Source organism: Microbacterium sp. KRD172 (assembly GCF_017168295.1).
Lineage (GTDB): Bacteria > Actinomycetota > Actinomycetes > Actinomycetales > Microbacteriaceae > Microbacterium > Microbacterium profundi.
In genome coordinates, this window is record NZ_JABFAS010000002.1 from 2094417 (window position 1) to 2110494 (window position 16078).

The 16078-nt window shown below is 68.6% G+C and carries 12 protein-coding genes; 3 read left to right on the top strand and 9 right to left on the bottom strand.

What is annotated here, in order from left to right; all coding sequences use genetic code 11:
• The first annotated feature begins 237 nt into the window (after nt 1-237).
• Nucleotides 238-1446 carry a homoserine O-acetyltransferase gene (locus tag J1M43_RS10545; protein WP_206476634.1) on the top strand — a complete coding sequence of 403 codons (1209 nt, stop codon included), beginning with the start codon at nt 238-240 and terminating at the stop codon, nt 1444-1446.
• A gap of 1 nt (nt 1447) precedes the next feature.
• Here the strand turns inward: J1M43_RS10545 and J1M43_RS10550 are convergent, their stop codons facing one another.
• From J1M43_RS10550 to J1M43_RS10570, 5 genes are all read right to left on the bottom strand, one after another.
• Nucleotides 1448-2086, bottom strand: a complete 639-nt coding sequence (locus J1M43_RS10550; protein WP_206476635.1) for an NUDIX hydrolase — start codon at nt 2084-2086, stop codon at nt 1448-1450.
• Nucleotides 2087-2156: 70 nt separating this feature from the next.
• Nucleotides 2157-3368 carry an MFS transporter gene (locus J1M43_RS10555; RefSeq protein ID WP_206476636.1) on the bottom strand — a complete coding sequence of 404 codons (1212 nt, stop codon included), beginning with the start codon at nt 3366-3368 and terminating at the stop codon, nt 2157-2159.
• Between the two features lie 9 nt (nt 3369-3377).
• Entirely contained in the window at nt 3378-3695 is a 318-nt protein-coding gene (locus tag J1M43_RS10560; RefSeq protein WP_033104698.1) for a thiamine-binding protein, read from the bottom strand.
• Between the two features lie 22 nt (nt 3696-3717).
• The gene (locus tag J1M43_RS10565) at nt 3718-4953 is read right to left on the bottom strand and encodes a glycosyltransferase 87 family protein (protein WP_206477426.1); all 1236 of its coding nucleotides are present in this window, start codon (nt 4951-4953) and stop codon (nt 3718-3720) included.
• On the bottom strand, nt 4950-5789 hold the full coding sequence (locus J1M43_RS10570; RefSeq protein ID WP_033104700.1) for an ADP/ATP-dependent (S)-NAD(P)H-hydrate dehydratase: 840 nt from the start codon (nt 5787-5789) through the stop codon (nt 4950-4952). Before J1M43_RS10570 ends, J1M43_RS10565 begins: the two co-directional genes overlap by 4 nt.
• A gap of 50 nt (nt 5790-5839) precedes the next feature.
• On the opposite strand from J1M43_RS10570, the gene J1M43_RS10575 reads away from it, so the two are divergent.
• The gene (locus tag J1M43_RS10575) at nt 5840-6907 is read left to right on the top strand and encodes an NADH:flavin oxidoreductase/NADH oxidase (RefSeq protein WP_206476637.1); all 1068 of its coding nucleotides are present in this window, start codon (nt 5840-5842) and stop codon (nt 6905-6907) included.
• Nucleotides 6908-6924: 17 nt separating this feature from the next.
• Here J1M43_RS10575 and J1M43_RS10580 read toward each other — a convergent pair whose 3' ends face one another.
• The 3 genes from J1M43_RS10580 to J1M43_RS10590 form a co-directional block, all read right to left on the bottom strand.
• Nucleotides 6925-7986: a hemolysin family protein gene (locus J1M43_RS10580; RefSeq protein WP_033104702.1), complete on the bottom strand. Its 1062-nt coding sequence runs from the start codon at nt 7984-7986 to the stop codon at nt 6925-6927.
• Nucleotides 7983-9302: a hemolysin family protein gene (locus J1M43_RS10585; protein ID WP_033104703.1), complete on the bottom strand. Its 1320-nt coding sequence runs from the start codon at nt 9300-9302 to the stop codon at nt 7983-7985. Before J1M43_RS10585 ends, J1M43_RS10580 begins: the two co-directional genes overlap by 4 nt.
• Nucleotides 9303-9455: 153 nt before the next feature.
• Nucleotides 9456-10916, bottom strand: coding sequence for a GuaB1 family IMP dehydrogenase-related protein (locus tag J1M43_RS10590; RefSeq protein WP_033104704.1), 1461 nt, complete (start codon nt 10914-10916; stop codon nt 9456-9458).
• Nucleotides 10917-11072: 156 nt separating this feature from the next.
• Here J1M43_RS10590 and J1M43_RS10595 point away from each other — a divergent pair, with 156 nt between their 5' ends.
• Entirely contained in the window at nt 11073-14765 is a 3693-nt protein-coding gene (locus J1M43_RS10595; RefSeq protein WP_206476638.1) for a multifunctional oxoglutarate decarboxylase/oxoglutarate dehydrogenase thiamine pyrophosphate-binding subunit/dihydrolipoyllysine-residue succinyltransferase subunit, read from the top strand.
• A gap of 16 nt (nt 14766-14781) precedes the next feature.
• On the opposite strand, the gene J1M43_RS10600 is transcribed toward J1M43_RS10595, so the two are convergent.
• Entirely contained in the window at nt 14782-16074 is a 1293-nt protein-coding gene (locus tag J1M43_RS10600) for a GNAT family N-acetyltransferase (RefSeq protein ID WP_206476639.1), read from the bottom strand.
• Between the last annotated feature and the right edge of the window lie 4 nt (nt 16075-16078).

Below are 16078 nucleotides of genomic sequence, written 5' to 3' on the forward strand. Positions count from 1 at the left end.
GCCCGACCCTTGAGCTTCAGACCCCAGCCAACCGACTCAACGAGCTACTACTCGCCGCGTGAACCCCGGCGTTGCTCCCACCACTTGACATTGCCTGTGATTTGAGAGGCACTTTCCTCCTTCCACCGTTCAGCAGCCTGTCCGACAGCACATTCCAGCGACCTGGCGCCCCGCCGAGCGGACCATGGCCGGCGTAACCTGCGCCGCGCGGGCGCCGTTCCACGGGACAATGGGTGCATGGACTGGCAGAGCACCTCCGAGGACACCGTGCCATCGGCGCGCGTGACGGAGGCGGATACCCGGCTGCTGCGCGCACGTCCACCCGTCACCGGCGCGTGGCGCGACGGCGACCCGGCCGGACACCGCAAGTTCGCGGCATCCGGACCCTTCCAGACCGAAAGCGGCGTGGAGCTTCCCAGCATCCGCATCGCCTACGAGACCTGGGGCGAGCTCAACGCGGCGCGTGACAACGCGATCCTCGTGCTGCACGCCCTCACCGGTGACAGCCACCTGCGTGGCGAAGCCGGCGCCGGCCATCCGACCGCCGGTTGGTGGCAGGAGATCGTCGGCCCAGGTGCCGCTATCGACACCGATCGCTGGTTCGTGATCGCACCGAACATGCTCGGCGGCTGCCAGGGCACCACGGGCCCCGCCAGCGTCGCCCCGGACGGATACGAATGGGCCTCCCGCTTCCCGTACGTCACGGTGCGCGACCAGGTCGCAGCCCAGGTGCGCCTCGCCGATGCCGTGGGCATCGACCGCTGGGCGGGGGTCATCGGCGGATCGATGGGCGGGATGCACGCGCTGGAGTGGGCCGTCACGCACCCCGAACGCGTCGAGCGCCTCGCCGTGCTCTCGTCTCCCCCGGTCAACACCGCGGATCAGATCGCTCTGAACTCGGTGCAGCTCGAGGCGATCCGCATCGACCCTCGTTTCCAGGGCGGCGAGTACTACGACCTCAGCGACGGCGAGGGGCCCCACCGCGGTCTCGCGCTCGCGCGTCGCATGGCTCTGCTCAACTACCGCAGCCCGATCGAGCTCAACCAGCGCTTCCAGCGCTCCTGGCAGTCCGACGTCTCACCTCTCGGCCACGGCGGGCGCTTCGCCGTCGAGTCATACCTCGACTTCCACGGCAACAAATTCACCCGTCGCTTCGACGCGAACAGTTACCTCACACTCGTGGAGGCCATGAACTCGCACGATGTCGGCCGTGATCGCGGCGGCGTCGAAGAAGCACTGCGCACCGTCACCGCGACGACGCTCGTGCTCGGGATCGACACCGACCGGTTGTTCCCCGTCGACGGGCAGCACCGCATCGCACACGGCATCCCGAACACACTCGACGGGCCAGAGGCGGTCGTGCTGACCAGCGATTTCGGGCACGATGGCTTCCTCATCGAGACCGAAGCCGTCGGTGCGCACCTGCGGCGGCTGCTCGAGGCGTGAGTCAGTCGCGCTGGTAATTCCAGGGAAGCGCAGCCGTCGCCAGCCGGTGGTGTCCTTCGCCGCCCTCGGGATGCTCGGCGTCACCGCCCCACACGAGCACCCCACCCGCGATGATGTGCGTCGCGTAGAGCTCGGGGACGGATGCCGCGGCAAGAGCATCCGCAGCGCTCGTCGCCTGGACGAACGCCTGCAGTGTCACCCACGTCGGCGGGAACAGTCTCAGGTTGTCCGCCGCGTGCAGTTGGAGCGCCTTTGAGGGTGTCAACCATCGCGCTTCGACCACCTCATCCACTGCGAGAGTCAGGTCGCCGGACGGAGCCGGCGCGAGGAAGAACCATGTGCGCACTCTCTTGGGCGCCTCGGCCGGCGGCACCCAGCACGAGAGCGTGACAAGGTCCGCTGGCCGGATGCCGACCTCTTCCTCGCACTCACGCATGGCTGCGAGCGCGGCGATCTCCTGCTCATCAGAGCCGTCGAGCGCGAGCGCGGCGTCGGCGTCGTCCACCACACCGCCGGGGAACACCCATCCCCCGGCGAACGATCCGTGATCGGGGCGGCGGATGAGCAGCGTCTCGAACCCGCCCGCCTGCCGGTCGCGCAGCAGCACGACGGTTCCGCCCACGGGCATCATCGCATCCATGCCCTCACCCTACGTGGCACGCGGCCGGGCGCGGGGCGGCGACGGCGCCGACCACTCCAGCGACGAGCGCTCAGAGGGCGACGGCGACCCGCTCGACGCGGAGGGCGAAGGCGGTGATCGCCAGCCCGATAACCGCGAGCACCGCACCGACCCACGCGGGCGCGGTGAAACCCCAGCCGACAGCGATCACGGCGCCGCCGAGGAACGCACCGAGGCTGTTGCCGATGTTGAGCGCCGAGTGGTTCATCGCCGCAGCGATGGACTGGTTGTCTCCGGCGACGTCCATCAGCCTCGTCTGGATCGCCGGGCTCAGCACGGACGAGACCAACCCGACCGCGAACGCCAGCGCAGCGAGCAGCACGATCTGGAAGGACAGCAGCGCCAGCATCCCGAGCACGACCGCAAGGCCGGCCATTCCGAGGAGCAGGGTCAGCCGAAGGTCGCGGTCTGCCAGGTACCCGCCCAGCAGATTGCCGACCGTCATCCCGAGCCCGACGATCACGAGCACGATCGGCACCGCCCACTCGGGAGAGCCTGCGACCTCGGTGACGAGCGGGGCGACGTAACTGTACACCGCGAAGAATCCGCCGAAGCCGATCGCGCCGATACCGAGCGTGAGCCAGACCTGACCGACACGGAACACGCCGAGTTCCGACCGCAGGGTGCGGCCCGCATCCCCCGGATGCTTCGGCACGAACTTCGCGATGCAGACGGTGGCCAGAGCGAACACCACGGTGACCACCATGAATGCGCTACGCCACCCCCACTGCTGCCCGAGATAGGTGCCCAGCGGCACGCCGACCACGTTCGCGATGGTGAGGCCGGTGAGGATGAACGCGACGCCCTTGGCGCGCTTGCCCGGTCCGAGCACATCGGCCGCGACGAGCGCGCCGATGCCGAAGTACGCGCCGTGCGGGAGCCCGGCGAGCAGCCGTGAGGCGCCGACGAGTCCGAAGCTCGGCAGCACGACAGTGAGCGCGTTGAACACGGTCAATGCCAGCGCGAGCCCGATCATGACGCGGTGCCGTGGGAATCGAGCGACCAGGCCGGCGATCGTGGGCGCACCGATCACGACGCCGAGCGCGTAGAGCGAGATGAGCACGCCGGACTGTGCGATGGCGCCCTCGCGACTGGTCTGCCAGAGGTCGGGCAGCAGATCCTGTGCGATCTGCGGCAACAGGCCCATCATGACGAACTCGGTCATGCCGATTCCGAATGAGCCGATGGCGAGGGAGAGGAGCGCCCACTTCGCCGCACCCCTCGAATTCTTCGAGGGATTCACCTGTCCATGCTACTGGTCGGCAGACTCCTCGATCGCAGCCTCGAGTCGATCGATCTTCGCGTCGAGCTCACCGCTGTAGCCGGGGCGGATGTCGGCCTTCAGCACCAGCGAGACGCGGGAGCCGAACGGCATCACCGCTTCGGTGGCGCGCTTGACGACATCCATGACGGTGTCCCAGTCCGGGCCCTCGATCTCGGTGAACATGCTGGTCGTGCGGTGCGGCAGCCCGGATTCGCGGACGACCTTGACCGCGGCGGCGACCGCGTCGTGCACGAAGCCGTCGGTGTTCCCTGAGCCGCCTGGGGCGACGGAGAAGGCGATGAGCATGGGGTTTCCTCTCGTTGAACGGTCAGATTCGGGTTCGGGAACGGGAGGTGCGACGCGCGGTCGGCACCCTCACCAACGCGCGCACCCCGACGACGAGCAGGGCGATCAGCAGCAGATTGCGTGCGGTGAGCAGTAGCACGGGTACAAGCTCCGCGCGCAGAAGCCCGTCGTACGTCAACGGGTAGATCAGGCACGTCAGCGCGCACAGTACAAGCACCACGCCCGCCGGCAGTGCGGACCTCGTGCGGTCGAAGATGATCCAGAGGATCACCGGGGCGATCAGCCAGGTCTGGAACTGCGGCGAGCCGACCTTGTTCGTCACGATGAGCACGGCGACGAGCGTGAGAGCGAGCGGCGGGAAGAGCCGCGGAAACGACGCTCCGCGTGTCGCCTTGACCGCTCCGATCACGAACACGGCCGCGACGGTCACCGCCATGATGGGCGTCAGCAGAACGGCAAGGACATCCACGCCTGGCGCCCCGACCTGGAACGTGAGGATCTCGAAGCTGTAGTCGACGGATGCTGCGCCGAAATGCGCCAGCCACATGAACGGCGTCGCTGCGACGGATTCGATCTGCACCCCACGCCCGGTCTGCTGCGTGAGGAACCCGAGAAGATGCTGGTCTGCACCGAGCAGGAAGAGCAGAAGCACGATCGCCGCGCATGCGCCGACGGCTGCCAGGAGGATCCGGATGCGCCCCCGCGCGGCGACCATCGCGGCCAGCACGAGCGCGCCTGGCCAGATCTTGATCCATGCCGCGACCGTGAGCAGCGCCGTCGCGACGACAGGGCGCTTGATCAGCCAGAGCCCGCCGATCACCGCGAGCGCCACCGTCACGGCGTCGATCCGGTAGATGCCGATCGGTCCGAGCAGCAGCAGCGCCGCGGTCCAGAACCATCCGGCCGAACGCCGCGAGGCTGTACCGCTGCGCCCGACGAGTACGCCGAAGGCGACAGCATCCACTGCCGTCACCAGCACCGCCCAGCCGATCAGATATGCGCCCGAGGTGCCGACGAACCCGACCAGCGGCCACGCCAGCAGCTTCGCGAGCAGCATGGGCAGCAGCGCCAGCTGCGGGTACACCCACGGCTCCGTGATCCCCACGATCGCACCGCCTGACACCGCCGCGGTCGACCATGGCTCGTAGACGAGCACCACATCGCCCATCGGCTGGGTCGGATACACCCACCCCAGCCACGCGACCAGCACATGGACGGCGAGGAATGCGGCCCACAGGAGCGTCGTACGCGGCCTCACGACAGCAGGTCTTCGATGGCTGCCGGTAGCGCTTCGGCGACATCGAGCGCGACGATCGGATGGCCGTGAGCGCCCGTGGCCGATCCGGACGCGAGCGTTGCGGCGTGCCCGTGCAGCCATGCCGCCGCTGCCGCGGCCTCTGCCACCGAGGCGTCCGGCGCGGCCGCGAGGAGTGCGCCGATCACACCGGCGAGCACGTCACCGGCGCCGGCCGTCGCCAGCCAGGCGGGCGCGCACGCGACCGAGAGCACGCGGGCGCCGTCGGATGCCGCGACCAGGGTCGTCGACCCCTTCAGCAGGACAGTACGACCGAGGACGTGCGCTGTCTCGGCGACATCGACGACGCGATCACCGGTGCCATCCGGCGGCAGGTTCAGCAGTTCCCGCAGCCGCGCGAACTCACCGGCGTGCGGGGTGACGACGAGAGGCGCCGAGGCCGTCAGCGCGAGATCGAGCGCTCCTGCATCGACCACGACCGGGGCTGGACCGTTCAGGATGTCGCGCAGTGCCCGCTCCTCGTCCGGTGAACGGTCGCCGGCATCCGTGCCGGAGCCGATGACCCAGGCACCCACACGGGTGCGTCCGATGTCTGCTGCGGCGACCGTCTCGGGACGACGGGCGATCACGGCATCGGCAGCGCGCCCCTCGCCGACGAAGCGGACGTACCCGGCACCCGCGCGCCAGGCCGCTTCCACACCCAGCACGGCTGCACCCGGGTACGCGTTCGAACCGGTGCGCAGCGCGACGACACCGCGCGAGTACTTGTCATCGCCCTGACCAGGAATCCGCAGCAGACGCGCGGCGTCGGCGCTGGACCATTCGCGGACGTCGACCATGCTTCCACGCTAGCGCGCCTCGTGCTCGCCAGCGGCACTACGGTCGAAGAGTGAGTCACCTCTTCTCCCCTCTCAGCATCCGCTCCGTCACTTTCCCGAATCGCCTGTGGGTATCCCCCATGTGCATGTACAGCGCCGTCGACGGCGTCGTGCAGGAGTGGCACCACACGCACCTGACCCAGTTCGCCTCTGGAGGCGCCGGCCTCGTCGTCGCCGAGGCGACCAGCGTCGTCCCCGAGGGGCGCATCTCGCCGCGTGACACCGGCATCTGGAACGATGGGCAGCGCGACGCCTGGGCGCCGATCGTCGATGCGATCCACCACCGCGGTGGGCTCGCCGGCATCCAGCTCGCACACGCCGGACGCAAGGCGTCGACCTGGTGGCCGTGGGCCGAGCAGCGCGGGTCGGTGTCCGCAGCAGAGGGCGGCTGGACGAGCACGGCTCCGTCCGCAGTGGCGTTCGAAGGATTCGCGACGCCGGCCGCGCTGGACGGCGACGGCATCGAGCGGGTCGTCGACGGATTCCGTACCGCGGCGCGGCGTGCGCTGGATGCCGGGTTCGACGTCCTCGAGGTGCACGGCGCCCACGGCTACCTGCTGCACCAATTCCTCTCGCCGCTGTCGAACCAGCGCACGGACGAGTACGGCGGTTCGCTCGACAATCGCGCACGACTGCTGTTGCGCGTCGTGGATGCGGTGCGCGAGGCCGCGGGCGACGCGGTGCCGCTGTTCGTGCGGATATCCGCCACCGACCACGCCGAGGGCGGCTTCACTGCGGACGAAGCGGCAGTGGCCGCCGGCTGGGCGATCGAGCACGGGGCCGACCTCATCGACGTCTCCAGCGGCGGACTCGTCGCGCATCAGCGGATCGACGTGCACCCTGGCTACCAGGTGCCGCTGGCCGAGACTGTCCGCCAGGGCGGGCGGATCCCGGTCTCGGCCGTCGGACTCATCACCGCGGCGGAGCAGGCGGAGCGCGTACTCGCCGACGGCGCGGCCGACGCCATCTTCGCCGGTCGGGAATGGCTGCGCGACCCGCACTTCGGTCTGCGGGCCGCGCACGAGCTCGACGACACGGTCACATGGCAGCCGCAGTACCTGCGGGCGCGCTGGCGCTGAGCGCTCGGCGCGGGTCGCTACCTGCCGTGCACACGGCGGGTGGCGTCCTGCACCTCTCCGACGAGCTCCTCCAGGATGTCCTCGAGGAACAGCACCGCGGTGGTCTCGCCCTCCGCGTTGCGGACCTTCGCCAGGTGGCGCCCGGCGCGACGCATGACCGCGAGGGCGTCCTCCAGATCGGTGTCCTCCTGCACCGGCACCATGTGGTGGATGCGCTTGGACGGGATGGGCACCGCAGTCGTAGTCGCGGCATCCGCCCCCTCCGAGACCCGGAGGATGTCCTTGAGATGCACATATCCCACGGGTGCACGCCCCTGGTCGACGATCACGTATCGGGAGAATCCGTAGCGGGCGACCGCACGCTCGATGTCATCCGGAGTCGACGTCTCCGGCAGTGTGACCAGGTCGCCGAGCAGCACTGCGACGTCGCGCGCCTTCTTGTCGGTGAACTCGACCGCCTTCGAAACCGTGCCTGACGCGTCCGTGAGCACGCCTTCGCGACGCGATTGACTGACGATCGTGGCGACCTCATCGATCGTGAAGGTCGATGCCGCTTCGTTCTTGGGCTCCACGCGGAACAGGCGCAGCACACCGTTGGCGGCGGTGTTGAGCACCCAGATCACCGGGTGGAAGACCTTCGAGATCCACACCAACGGCGGCGCGAGGATCAGCACGGCACGGTCGGGCAGCGAGAACGCGAGGTTCTTCGGCACCATCTCGCCGAAGACCACGTGCAGGTACGACACGATCAGCAGCGCGCCGACGAACGCCACGACGTCGACGACGGCATCCGTCCAGCCGAAGGCGTACATCGGGATTCCGAGCAGGTGGTGGATCGTGGGCTCGGAGACGTTCAGGATCAGCAGCGAGGAGATCGTGATGCCGAGCTGCGATGTCGCGAGCATGAGGGTCGCGTGCTCCATGGCGTAGAGCGCGGTCTTCGCGGAGCGCGAGCCCCGTTCTGCGCGCGGTTCGATCTGCGAGCGGCGGGCCGAGATCACCGCGAACTCGGCGCCGACGAAGAAGGCGTTCGCGACGAGCAGGATCACGAGCCAGACGATTCCCATCCAGTCGCTCATCGCGTCACCTCCTCACTTGCGACGTCGACCGGCACCGGCGTGTACCGGATGCGGTCGACACGGCGGCCGTCCATGCGGACGACCTGCAGTACACCCGAGTCAAGGGTGACCTCGTCACCGTTGGCCGGCACGCGTTCCAGAACGCTCATGACATAACCGCCCACGGTGTCGTACACGTCTCCCTCCGGCACGAGCACGCCCGTGCGACTTCGCAGTTCATCCGGACGCAGCTCGCCGGGGAAGGTGATGGAGTCTCGGCCGCGGACGACGCCGGCGCGACTGCGATCGTGCTCGTCCGACACCTCGCCGACGATCTCCTCCACAAGATCCTCGAGCGTGACGATTCCGGCGGTTCCGCCGTACTCGTCGACGACGATCGCGAGCTGGTAGCCCTTCGCACGGAGCTCGGAGATCAGCACGTCGAGGTGGACGGTCTCCGGTACCCGCAGCGGCTCGGTCGCCAGCGCGCCGACGGGAACCTCGGTGCGACGCTCGCGTGGCACGGAGACTGCAGCCTTCAGGTGCACGACACCCGTGATGTCGTCGAGGTCGTCGTCGTAGACGGGAAAGCGACTGTGGCCGGTGCGGCGAGCGAGCTGGATGACATCCTCGGCTGAGTCGCCGGCTGCGATGGCGTGCATGCTCGGCCGGGGCGTCATCACATCGTCGGCGGAGAGCCGCGAGAACGTGAGAGTGCGATCGAGCAGGCTGGCGGTGTCCGCTTCGAGCACACCGGCGCTGGCGGATCGGCGCACGAGCGAGGAGAGCTCCTCAGCCGTGCGCGCGCCGGACAGTTCCTCCTTGGGCTCGACTCCCATCGAGCGCAGGATGCCGTTGGCGCTGCCGTTGAGCAGCACGATGGCGGGCTTGAAGACCGTCGTGAACGCCACCTGGAACGGCACGACGAGCTTCGCCGTAGCCCGAGGCAGCGCGAGGGCGAAGTTCTTCGGCACCAGTTCGCCGAGGATCATCGAGAGCACCGTCGCGATGAACATGGCGACCACTGTCGCGATGGGGTGAACCGCGCCTTCGGCGATCCCCCATCCGGTCAGTACCGGGCTCAGCAGGTTCGACAGCGCCGGTTCCATCGTGTAACCGGTCAGCAACGTGGTCAGCGTGATGCCGAGCTGCGCGGACGACAGGTGCGTCGAGGTGTGCCGCAGTGCACCGATCGTGATGGCGAGCCGTGATTCGCCTCTGGCCTGACGAGCCTCGAGTTCGGCGCGATCCAGATTCACGAGTGCGAACTCGCTCGCGACGAACAGTCCCGTTCCCACCGTGAGCAGAAGCCCCACGCCCAGCATGACGTAGTCCATCAGCAGTTCCCCTCCTCAAGAAGCAGGGGCCGGCAGTGGGGCGATGTACTACAACTGGGAGGGTCGTCCATGGTGCATCGATTCTACAGATTCTCGACGGTGTCGAAGCTGTGTCCCCGACTGTTCCTGACGGCGCAGCATCAGCTTCCGCGGCTACCAGCTGACCGGCAGGGCCTTGCCCTCTTCGTAGCCGGCGGCGGACTGGCGTCCGACCAGTGCGCGGTCGTGGAATTGCGGCACCGTCGCCGCGCCCGCGTACGTGAACGAGGACCGAACGCCCGACGTGATCATGTCGAGCAGGTCCTCCAGCCCCGGCCGCAGAGGGTCGAGGTAGATCTTCGACGACGAGATGCCCTCGGCGAACAGTTCCTTGCGCGCACGCTCGTACGCATCGAGCCGCCCGAACCGCGCCTGCACGGCCTTGGTCGACGCCATGCCCCACGACTCCTTGTAGATGCGACCGTCGGCGTCGGTCTGCAGCTGGCCAGGGGCCTCGATCGTTCCGGCGAACCAGGAGCCGATCATGACGGATGCCGCGCCGGCGGCGAGCGCGAGCGCGACGTCGCGCGGGTAGCGCACTCCCCCGTCCGCCCAGACGTGGGCGCCCAGTTCGTGCGCGGCCTGCGCCGTCTCGAGCACCGCGGAGAACTGCGGACGTCCGACCGCCGTCATCATGCGCGTGGTGCACATGGCGCCCGGCCCCACCCCGACTTTGAGGATCGACGCTCCGGCATCCACGAGGTCATTCGCGCCGTCGGCGGTGACGATGTTGCCCGCGACCAGCGGGATGCCGAGGTTCAGAGCCGCGACGGTCGCGAGTGCGCGCAGCATCCCCTCCTGGTGGCCGTGCGCTGTGTCGAGAACGAGCACATCGACGCCGGCGGCGGCGAGCGCCTTGGCCTTGGCCGCCACGTCGCCGTTGATTCCGATCGCGGCGCCCACCGCCAGCCGCCCGTCCGCATCGACCGCCGGTGTGTACAGCGTCGAGCGCAGCGCGCTGCGTGCGCTCAGCGTGCCGATCAGGTGGCCGTGCCGCTGGATCGTGACGAGTTCGGCGCCCGTCGCGGTGATGACGTCGAAGGCGGCGCGTCCGCTCGTGACGTCGTCGGCGTCCAGCGCCGGGGTGCCCACGTGCACGAGATCTCCCAGCTGCGCATCCGGAAGGGCCGTCGCGAGCCTGGTGGCCGGCAGGATGCCGCGCACTGCCGATGCCTCGACCACTGAGCCTGCGACGCCCTCGGCGACCACGATGCCGTGACCCGCCGTGGCGGGCATCAGATGGAGCGCTTCGGCGACGGTGGCCGAGGGCGGAAGCACGAGCGGCGTGTCCCATGCGACCGGTTGACGCTTCACATCGCGGATGGCGGCATCCAGATCCTGCAGCGGCATGTCCTGCGGGAGGATCCCCAGACCGCCGCGCCGGGCGAGCACTGCGGCGAGCCTTGGGCCAGTGACCGAGTTCATGTTCGACGCCACCAGCGGGATCGTCGCCGGCGTGCCGTCGCGCGGCGTCAGATCGACCTCGAGCCTGCTGGTGATGTCGGAGCGACGTGGCACCAGGAAGACGTCCGAATAGGTGAGATCCACGGCTGGTTGCTCGCTGACGAACTTCATACCCCCACGGTAGCTTCACCACGGCCGGATCGGGCAGCCGCACTCGCGTATCCGTGCACGAGAACACGTTAGGCTAGACGGTAGAGCGCGCTGACCCGGGGGCCTCCCGTTTCGCGCGTGGACAAAAGCTTCAGCGATGAAAGAGGGCGATAGCGCGTGGCGAACCAGGTGGCCGGCGTCGGGAGTTCAGACGACGGAGATTTCGGAGCCAACTCGTGGCTCGTCGACGAACTCTACGAACAGTTCAAGATCGATCGCAACTCCGTCGACAAAGAGTGGTGGCCGATCCTGGAGACCTACAAGCCGGATGCTTCGTCCTCGCCGGCCGCGTCGGCATCCGCACCGCCCTCCGGGGCTGCGTCCGCCGCAGCCGCCGAGCACCCGGTGACCGCGCCGATCCCGGTGATCGGCTCGCAGCCCGTCGCCCGCACCACGGCGAAGCCCGCTGCCCCGGCGCCGATCCCCGCCCAGGCCCCGAAGCCGGAGGCCAAGGCGGCCGAGGAATCGGCCGATGAGGACAAGGCCACTCCGCTTCGCGGAATGTCGAAGACCCTCGCGGCGAACATGGACCAGTCGCTGACGGTTCCGACCGCGACCAGCGTCCGCACCATCCCGGCGAAGCTGATGATCGACAACCGCATCGTCATCAACAACCACATGTCGCGCTCGCGCGGCGGCAAGATCAGCTTCACGCACCTCATCGGCTGGGCTCTGATCCAGACGCTGAAGGAGTTCCCGAGCCAGAACGTGTTCTACGCCGAGATCGACGGCAAGCCCTCCGTCGTCGCGCCGGCTCATGTGAACCTCGGCATCGCGATCGATCTGCCCAAGCCCGATGGCACCCGTGCCCTGATGGTGCCGAGCATCAAGCGCGCTGACACGCTGACCTTCACCGAGTACCTGTCCGCCTACGAAGACCTCGTCACCAGGGCGCGCGCCAACAAGCTGACCGCCGGTGACTTCGCCGGCACCACGGTGTCACTGACCAACCCCGGCGGCATCGGCACCGTGCACTCCGTGCCGCGGCTCATGAAGGGCCAGGGCTGCATCATCGGCGCCGGCGCCCTCGAGTACCCCGCCGAGTTCCAGGGCGCGAGCGGGAGGACGCTCGCCGAACTCGGCATCGGCAAGACCATCACCCTCACCAGCACCTACGACCACCGCGTCATCCAGGGTGCCGGCTCCGGCGAGTTCCTCAAGAAGGCGCATGAGCTGCTTCTCGGCGAACGCGGATTCTACGACGACATCTTCGCGGCGCTGCGCATCCCGTACGCGCCGATCCGCTGGAACGCCGACATCGCAGTCGACCTCGCCGAACGCGTCGACAAGCAGTCCCGCGTGCAGGAGCTGATCAACTCCTACCGCGTCCGCGGTCACCTGATGGCCGACATCGATCCGCTGCAGTACGTGCAGCGCTCGCACCACGACCTCGAGATCGAGAGCCACGGCCTCACCTTCTGGGATCTCGACCGGGAGTTCGTCACCGGCGGCTTCGGCGGCAGGCGCGTCATGAAGCTGCGCGACATCCTCGGTGTGCTGCGCGACTCGTACTGCCGCACACTCGGCATCGAGTACATGCACATCCAGGACCCTGAGCAGCGTCGCTGGTTCCATGAGCAGGTCGAGGTCAAATACCAGAAGCCCGGCCATGACGAGCAGCTGCGCGTGCTCCGCAAGCTCAACGAGGCCGAGGCGTTCGAGACGTTCCTGCAGACCAAGTTCGTCGGCCAGAAGCGCTTCTCGCTCGAGGGCGGCGAATCGCTGATCCCGCTGCTCGACGAGATCCTCCAGGGCGCCGCCGCAGGCGGACTCGAGGGCGCCGCGATCGGAATGGCCCACCGCGGTCGGCTGAACGTGCTCACCAACATCGCCGGCAAGACCTACGGACAGGTGTTCCGCGAGTTCGAGGGTCTTCAGGCCACCGGCAACAAGCGCGGCTCCGGCGACGTGAAGTACCACCTCGGAACCCAGGGCACGTTCATCGCCGACGACAAGTCCGAGCTGCCGGTCTACCTCGCGGCCAACCCCTCGCACCTGGAGACCGTCGACGGCGTGCTCGAGGGCATCGTGCGCGCCAAGCAGGACCGCAAGCCCATCGGCACGTTCTCCTGGCTGCCGATCCTCGTGCACGGCGACGCGGCCTTCGCCGGCCAGGGCGTCGTCGTCGAGACGCTGCAGATGGCGCAGCTGCGCGGTTACCGCACCGGTGGCACCATCCACGTCGTCGTCAACAACCAGGTCGGCTTCACCACGACGCCGACGGATGCGCGCACCTCGGTGTACGCGACCGACGTCGCCAAGACGACCCAGGCACCGATCTTCCACGTCAACGGCGATGACCCCGAATCGGTCATCCACGTCGCGCAGCTCGCCTTCGAATACCGTGAGCGCTTCCACCGCGACGTCGTGATCGACCTCGTCTGCTACCGCCGTCGCGGCCACAACGAGGGTGATGACCCCTCGATGACGCAGCCGCTCATGACCGACCTCATCCAGGAGAAGCGCTCGGTGCGCAAGCTCTACACCGAGGCCCTGGTCGGCCGCGGTGACATCACCGAAGAAGAGTACGACCAGGCCAAGGACGACTTCCAGCGCCGTCTCGAGGTCGCATTCGCCGAGACGCATGCGGCGGAGACCGGCGCGACGCCGATCGCTCCGGATCTCGTCCCCGTCGACGAGATCACCGGCGAGCCGGATGTGACCGGTGTCTCCACGGAGGTCGTGAATCTCATCGGAGAGGCGTTCGCCAACAAGCCGGAGGGCTTCACCGTGCACCCGAAGATCCAGCAGCTGCTGGACAAGCGGGTCGAGATGACGCGCAGCGGCAACATCGACTGGGGCTTCGGCGAACTGCTCGCGTTCGGCTCCCTGCTCGTCGAGGGCACCCCGGTGCGCCTCGCGGGTCAGGACTCCAGGCGCGGTACCTTCGTGCAGCGTCACGCCGTCATGCACGACCGCGCGAACGGCCAGGAGTGGCTGCCCCTTGCGAACCTCTCCGAGAACCAGGGGCGCTTCTTCGTCTACGACTCCCTGCTGAGCGAGTACGCCGCGATGGCATACGAGTACGGCTACTCCGTCGAGGCGCCGGAAGCACTGGTGCTGTGGGAGGCGCAGTTCGGCGACTTCGCGAACACCGCGCAGGCCGTCATCGACGAGTACATCTCGTCCGCTGAGCAGAAGTGGGGCCAGCAGTCCAGCGTCACGCTGCTGCTGCCGCACGGCTACGAGGGCCAGGGACCGGATCACTCGTCAGCACGCATCGAACGCTTCCTGCAGCTGTGCGCGCAGGACAACATGACCGTCGCCCGTCCGTCGACGCCCGCCTCGCACTTCCACCTGCTGCGGCGCCAGGCCTACGCCCGTCCTCGACGCCCGCTGATCGTGTTCACGCCGAAGGCGATGCTGCGTCTTCGCGGTGCGACCAGCAAGGTCGAGGACTTCACCCAGGGACGCTTCGAGCCGGTGATCGACGATCACCGCGAACTGAACCGCGAGAGCGTGAAGCGCGTGCTCGTGCACTCGGGCAAGGTGCACTGGGATCTTCGCAGCGAACTCGACAAGAACCCCAACCCCGAGATCGCCCTGGTCCGCCTCGAGCAGCTGTACCCGACGCCGATCGACGAGCTGAAGGCGATCACCGAGACGTACCCGAACGCCGAACTGGTGTGGGTTCAGGAAGAGCCGGAGAACCAGGGAGCGTGGCCGTTCCTCGCTCTCGCGTTCGACGCGGTGCGGGAGCGCGGTTTCCGCGTCGTCTCGCGTGCGGCCTCGGCATCGCCTGCGGCCGGTTCGTCCAAGGTGCACGCCACCGAGCAGGCAGACCTGCTCAAGCGCGCTCTCAGCCTCTGACCCGGAGGCCCGCTGCTCAGTACCAGATGCCGAGCAGCGGGACCTCTGCGGCGCGGAATGCGTCGTCGACGGATGCCGCGACCTCGGCGGTGACGTTCAGCCGGCCTGCGGCGCGCAACTGCACTGCGCTCACTCCCCCGGCATACAGGGCCGACAGCGTCGCCACGTCGAGGACCACGTCCGCCGCGGCATCCTCCACGGGGGTCACCGTCGCTGATCCGCCGTCGGCGGTGAGCCGCCAGGAACCGTCCGCGAAGCCGAGCGAGTCGGCCACGCGGAGCACCAGGTCGATCGGCGCGCGGTATGTGCGCGCGGAGAGCGCTGCGGGAACATCGAGGATGCGCAGCCAGCCGTGATCGTGCACGACGACATCCACACCGCGGCGGTCGGTGACGAGCCACGGCAGCGGATCATCGATCGGGCGGAGGTCGACGCGCACCTTGTCGACAAGGTCGTGCTGCAGCGCGAAGCCCCAGAGCGCGGTGAGCGCGTCCGATGTGACTGCAGCGAGGTGGAAGATCACCATCTCGAACCGGAATGCGCCGGGGATCTCGGCGAGTTTGTATGCCATCACACCCCGCACCGCCCCGCTCTCGTCGAGATAGCGGATGCCGCGCACCGCCGCCGCATCCGGGTGCTCCGGTGTGAGCCCCGCCACTCGTTCCCACCGCAGCTTCCAGCCGGCGATCTGCCCTGAGCGCTGTGTGCGTGCGACCTCGTGCATCGCCGACAGATGATCCCTCAGCGTCTCCTTGTCGATGTACTCGACTCGGCCGGGGAGCGCGGTCGCGGCCCATCCGGCGCGACGGGTGTCGACGGTGATACGGGCGACGGGGACGGCGGGCGCGAAACCGTAACGGCCGTAGATGGTGGCCTCGGATGCGGTGAGACCGGCGATAGGGGTGCCGGCGGAAGCCGCGGCTCGCAACTCCCCCTCCAGCAGCGCGCGTGCGATGCCGCGCCGGCGGTGCGTGCCGGAGACCGTCACGGAGCTGATCGCCCACATGTCGACCTCGCCGCCGGGGACTGTGAGCGGTGTGATCCAGGAGTTCACCGTCGCCACAGGCAGAGTGCTCTCCTCGGCGCCGCCCTCGAACACGCCGATGTTGCGCCGGTCCTTCAGCGCGGCGGTCGTCGACGCGACCGCCTCCGCGGTCGGCTCGGAGTCGAGGAAACCGCGTGCGTCGGCGCGGAAGAACGCCTCGGCCTCGGCCTGCGACGACATGTCGATGATCCGGTACGTGAGGCGCTGGCCTGCCAGCCGCTCGACGGACGTGGGGTCGGCTGGGATGCTGCGCGCGTCGGTCATCCCT

Excerpts from the sequence above, each read along its gene's own strand:
- J1M43_RS10545 (WP_206476634.1), top strand. The coding sequence starts at position 238 with ATGGACTGGCAGAGCACCTCCGAGGACACCGTGCCATCGGCGCGCGTG.
- J1M43_RS10550 (WP_206476635.1), bottom strand. The coding sequence starts at position 2,086 with ATGGATGCGATGATGCCCGTGGGCGGAACCGTCGTGCTGCTGCGCGAC.
- J1M43_RS10560 (WP_033104698.1), bottom strand. The coding sequence starts at position 3,695 with ATGCTCATCGCCTTCTCCGTCGCCCCAGGCGGCTCAGGGAACACCGAC.
- J1M43_RS10570 (WP_033104700.1), bottom strand. The coding sequence starts at position 5,789 with ATGGTCGACGTCCGCGAATGGTCCAGCGCCGACGCCGCGCGTCTGCTG.
- J1M43_RS10580 (WP_033104702.1), bottom strand. The coding sequence starts at position 7,986 with ATGAGCGACTGGATGGGAATCGTCTGGCTCGTGATCCTGCTCGTCGCG.
- J1M43_RS10585 (WP_033104703.1), bottom strand. The coding sequence starts at position 9,302 with ATGGACTACGTCATGCTGGGCGTGGGGCTTCTGCTCACGGTGGGAACG.
- J1M43_RS10590 (WP_033104704.1), bottom strand. The coding sequence starts at position 10,916 with ATGAAGTTCGTCAGCGAGCAACCAGCCGTGGATCTCACCTATTCGGAC.
- J1M43_RS10600 (WP_206476639.1), bottom strand. The coding sequence starts at position 16,074 with ATGACCGACGCGCGCAGCATCCCAGCCGACCCCACGTCCGTCGAGCGG.